The sequence below is a fragment of the Alicyclobacillus suci genome, assembly GCF_017329615.1.
Lineage (GTDB): Bacteria > Bacillota > Bacilli > Alicyclobacillales > Alicyclobacillaceae > Alicyclobacillus > Alicyclobacillus suci.
In genome coordinates this window covers 1-4,153 of record NZ_JAFMTW010000090.1, presented here as the reverse complement: position 1 = coordinate 4,153, position 4,153 = coordinate 1, and the positions used below count along the sequence as shown (strand labels likewise).

The 4,153-nt window shown below is 49.5% G+C and carries 6 protein-coding genes; all 6 read left to right on the top strand.

Going from position 1 to position 4,153, the window contains the following annotated elements:
* On the top strand, positions 1–819 hold an 819-nt coding region (locus tag J3482_RS19555; RefSeq protein ID WP_499706835.1), incomplete at its 5' end, for an LvrA C-terminal domain-related protein.
* Positions 719–1,054: a replicative helicase loader/inhibitor gene (locus J3482_RS22295; RefSeq protein ID WP_369123485.1), complete on the top strand. Its 336-nt coding sequence runs from the start codon at positions 719–721 to the stop codon at positions 1,052–1,054. The genes J3482_RS19555 and J3482_RS22295, both read left to right, overlap by 101 nt.
* The gene (locus J3482_RS19545; protein ID WP_206923007.1) at positions 1,029–2,321 is read left to right on the top strand and encodes a replicative DNA helicase; all 1,293 of its coding nucleotides are present in this window, start codon (positions 1,029–1,031) and stop codon (positions 2,319–2,321) included. The genes J3482_RS22295 and J3482_RS19545 overlap by 26 nt, the downstream gene beginning before the upstream one ends.
* The gene (locus tag J3482_RS19540; protein WP_206923006.1) at positions 2,318–2,461 is read left to right on the top strand and encodes a hypothetical protein; all 144 of its coding nucleotides are present in this window, start codon (positions 2,318–2,320) and stop codon (positions 2,459–2,461) included. Before J3482_RS19545 ends, J3482_RS19540 begins: the two co-directional genes overlap by 4 nt.
* Entirely contained in the window at positions 2,458–3,003 is a 546-nt protein-coding gene (locus J3482_RS19535; protein ID WP_438938627.1) for an MT-A70 family methyltransferase, read from the top strand. The genes J3482_RS19540 and J3482_RS19535 overlap by 4 nt, the downstream gene beginning before the upstream one ends.
* A gap of 337 nt (positions 3,004–3,340) precedes the next feature.
* A complete protein-coding gene (locus J3482_RS19530) occupies positions 3,341–3,610 on the top strand; it encodes a sigma factor-like helix-turn-helix DNA-binding protein (protein ID WP_206923005.1) in 270 nt (89 codons plus the stop codon).
* Positions 3,611–4,153: the final 543 nt, after the last annotated feature.

The window sequence follows — 4,153 nt, the reverse complement described above, 5'->3', positions numbered from 1 at the left end:
CCTACAGAGTTAATACGTTTCGTCGGCGATGTGAACAGCGCTTTGCTTTTAAGCCAAATCATCTACTGGTCAGACAAGACCGAGAGTGGGTGGATGTACAAAACGTATGTTGAGTGGGAAGAGGAGATTGCACTTTCGGAGTATCAAGTTCGCAGGGCTGCCAAACGATTAGAGTCTTTGGGTCTAATCGAGACCAAATTAAAAAAAGCGAACGGAAGTCCGACCGTCCACTACAGGATAAAAAGTGACAGTTTTTCAGATTCCATTCTTAAGTTTCTTCAGAATCGAAACTTAAGAAACTCAAGAAACGTTTCTGTAGAAACTCAAGAAAGATTTATAACAGAGACTACTACAGAGACTACTACAAATAATACTTATGTGTTGTCCGTCAAAAAAACATCATCAAGAAAATCAGACTACACGATTGAGTTTGAAACATTCTGGTCGCACTACCCAAGAACCAGCGTAGGCAAGAAAGAAGCATTCAAATGCTGGACTACCTGCTTGAAACAAAAAAAGGCAACAGCGGACGAGTTAATAGCCTCAGCACAAAACTATGCTGCCTATTGTGAACTCATGCAAACGGAAGAGCGATACATCAAGCACGCAAAAACTTTTCTAGGCCCTCAAGAGCACTTCCGAGACTTTATAGCGGGCGTTCCTTCCGAAGCCTACAGAAGTCGCAAACGGACGAACAATGACCAAGCCCTAGAAGAGTATGCGAGAAGGGCAGGGCTTATGCCGGATGAACCAGGCAGAGATTTTGTCAATATTCAAGCTACTATCCACGGCTTATCCACGTCAGCAGATGACAGCTGAGACAATTGAGCTTTACCGCCGATGTTTCGAAGACTGTGATGTTGATAGCGTGAAAGCCGCTGTACTTGAACATGTGAAAACAAGTCAGTTTTTCCCGACTATCGCAGAAATACGCGAACGTGCAATAGCAAAGCAAACAAGGAAGCGTCTCCCTGAGCCTGACGAGTTGGAAGACAGGAAAGCCAGAATGGAGGCGGTGCGTAAAGCCTATGAACGAGAACAACTTAGATATTGATTCAACGGCATCCGAAGCGTATCTAATCGGCGCAATTCTCAATGACGCAAGTGTACTGGATGAGCTTTCATCCATCGTCAATGAGCAGATGTTTTCCGATGATGATCTGCAAAAACTGTGGGCAATCGGCGTTTCAATGTACGGGCGCAACGAACCAGTTGACATCCTCAGTCTATCGTCGGCTGCAAAGAACACGGTTATGCGAATCGGCATTGACCGAATGGCAGATATGAAAGACGTGTATATCGGTCGTTCAGAGGCCATATGGCACGCGAAACGAGTTGCCGAGACATATCTACGCAGGGTGCTTTTAAGTGGCGCTAAAGAGCTTTCTCAGCAGGCTAAGGACATATCAAACGTGTCGCTCGACGAACTGCGTGGAAGCTTAGAACAAATCATTATGTCGATGGACTCCATTAGTATTCGAGGCGGCCTCAGATATGGAAAAAGAGAAGCGGAAGAATGGCTGCATGCGCTCGAAGAACGTATCAAGGATCCGAAAAAGCAGTTTGGAATCATGACTGGCTGGAGAGATGTAGACGAAAAAACGCTTGGCTGGCAACGGGGTGACATAATCGTTGTCGGTGGTCGCACATCAGTGGGTAAGACAGCGTTCGCGATCGAGTTGATGCTACGGGCTTATAAAAGGGGATACAACGTTGGGATGTTCAGTCTTGAGATGTCGGCTGAACAGGTGAGAAATCGGATGGCTGCCAACTTGGCTATGGTTCCCCTATCTAAGGTGCGGACAGGCGAGTTAGATTCGGACGAACTGTCTAGGATGACTAACTTTGACAAAGTCATCGCGGATATCGCCATTGACGATACGCGCGGGGTGTCCACTGAGTACATCATGGCTGAGATGAAGCGCGTGAAACGGACTTACGGTTTAGATCTAGTGGTCGTTGATTATCTCCAAGAGATTCAAGAGCGACCGTTGCCTAATGACAACACAGGGTCGGCACTTGGCAGGGTGACACGAAAGCTGAGAATGGCTGCACAGCAATGTAATTGCGCAGTCGTGGCGCTTAGTCAGTTGACACGTGAGGCGGAAGGCAAAAAGCCGACATCAAAGGACTTGTTTGGAAGTAGTGGGATCGAGTCGGCTGCAGATGTCATCGTCCTGCTTCACCGAGATAGACAAGAGTCTCCGCGACAGCTAGAGATCAACATCAGTAAGCAGCGGAATGGGGAGACAGGCGAAGTGAGTTTATATTTTGACCCGATTCTTCAACGTATAGCGGGGCTTCGGGAGGATAGCAAGTGAATCAAGTAGACTCGCCCATCACGGCGCGTGAGATAGCGGGAGAGATCATGAGGTACCTCGTGTTCCTGGATGTGGATGAGTCAGTGAAACGCGAGGCAGTGCAACTGATAGCAGATGAGTTTGAGGAGGGTTTGGAGTGATTCCATTGCCCGACAAGCGGTACCAAGTCATCATGAGCGACCCGCCGTGGTCCTACCGCGATAAAGCGGCTGACGGCGAACGCGGTGCCGGGTTCAAGTATCCGGTCATGAGCCTGGATGACATCAAAGGGTTGCCTATGCGTTCTATCGCGGCACCTGATTGCGCTTTATTCATGTGGGCCACCTTCCCGATGATGCGCGAAGCATTTGAGGTATTGAGCGCTTGGGGATTCGAGTATCGGACGGTCGCATTCACGTGGGTCAAACTTACCAAGCTCGGCAAGTTGGCAATGGGTATGGGGAACTGGACGCGCGCGAATGCAGAGCCATGTTTGCTTGCAACACGCGGGAAACCAAGGCGCATATCAGCTGGTGTGCATTCGGTGATTATGAGCGAACGCCGGGAGCACAGTCGGAAACCGGATGAAGTGTATGAGCGGATTGAACAACTAATGGGAGATGTACCTCGGCTAGAGATGTTTGCGAGACAACGGGTGCCGGGCTGGGACGCCTGGGGGAATCAAATCGACGGAATGGAGTGATGCACATGCAATCTACAAGAGGCCCGAGAGTAGTTGTGCCACGGCGTGATATGGCGCGCGAAAAGGCTGTGTACTCCGAGGTGTTTGTCAGACCCATGACGCCCGAGGAAAGGGCCTGGATCGAATCACTGAAGCCGCCTGTGAAACCGAAGAAAGGCGAGTGGCGACGGTGAATACGAAACGGTGTTGCCATTGCAAACGCACTTTGCCATTAGATGAGTTCCCTAAGAATCGCGCGATGAAAGACGGATACTGCGCTGAATGTAGGGATTGCCGTCGCGAATATGACAACCGTGTGATGAGCTTGGACAGACCGTTACGACGTGTCAGAAATAAGGTGCTAGCAGATGTCATTGCCAGGGTGGAACGTACAACCGATGAAACGTATGAACGAGTGTTCGCAGCGCTTCGTTACTGGATGCAGGATGGCACCTTAAAGCCAACACAGGCCGAAGCGATTTATCTGCACGCGGTGGAATTGTTCACATACGAGGAAATAGCGGACATGGTGGGTCTGCATTACTCAACCGTCATGCACCACTACAAAAACGGGATAGAGCGGTTGAAAGCGAGATATGACCAGGAAATGGTTGATGTTGCCGTATGACGGTTAACGAGAAACTGCTTAAGAAATATCCGAGAATGTGTGAAACAGACGCTTCAGAGACGTTCGGGAGACACGGTGCAGTCAAGTGTATTACCCAGCGCAGAAAACGTCTCATGCGAGGCGCCAGAGGGCGCAGATGCGATGTGAGGGGGGAGAGGTGGATGGAACTTCAGGCGATGGTTGATGATTGTAAGTCGGTGATACATGAACGAGGTTCGGAAGCCACTGTGATCTATAAGATTGGACGTGCCGCGCGAGGCAATCATATCCGACTCACACCGCGTTCTGGACCACTCGGGTACGTATGTCACAGTGACACTAACTACACCGTTGCACGTTTCAAGGCGATTGAAATCTTGAGGTGGGTAAAGAAACTTGCAGACCAAGTGGAGGAGTGAGATGGATGCCAGAAGTAGTGCAGATGCCTGAAAATCCTTGCCCGTTTTGTAAGAGGAACGAGGCAACTCAGTTGTGTGACTTTGTTGTGGATTACATCTCGACGTCGCATCCAAAACACTTCGGGCCAATGACTTTAACCTGCGA

What these genes read in the sequence shown, in the direction of transcription:
- J3482_RS22295 (WP_369123485.1), top strand. Translation starts at nt 719, where the DNA reads ATGCGAGAAGGGCAGGGCTTATGCCGGATGAACCAGGCAGAGATTTTG.
- J3482_RS19545 (WP_206923007.1), top strand. Translation starts at nt 1,029, where the DNA reads ATGAACGAGAACAACTTAGATATTGATTCAACGGCATCCGAAGCGTAT.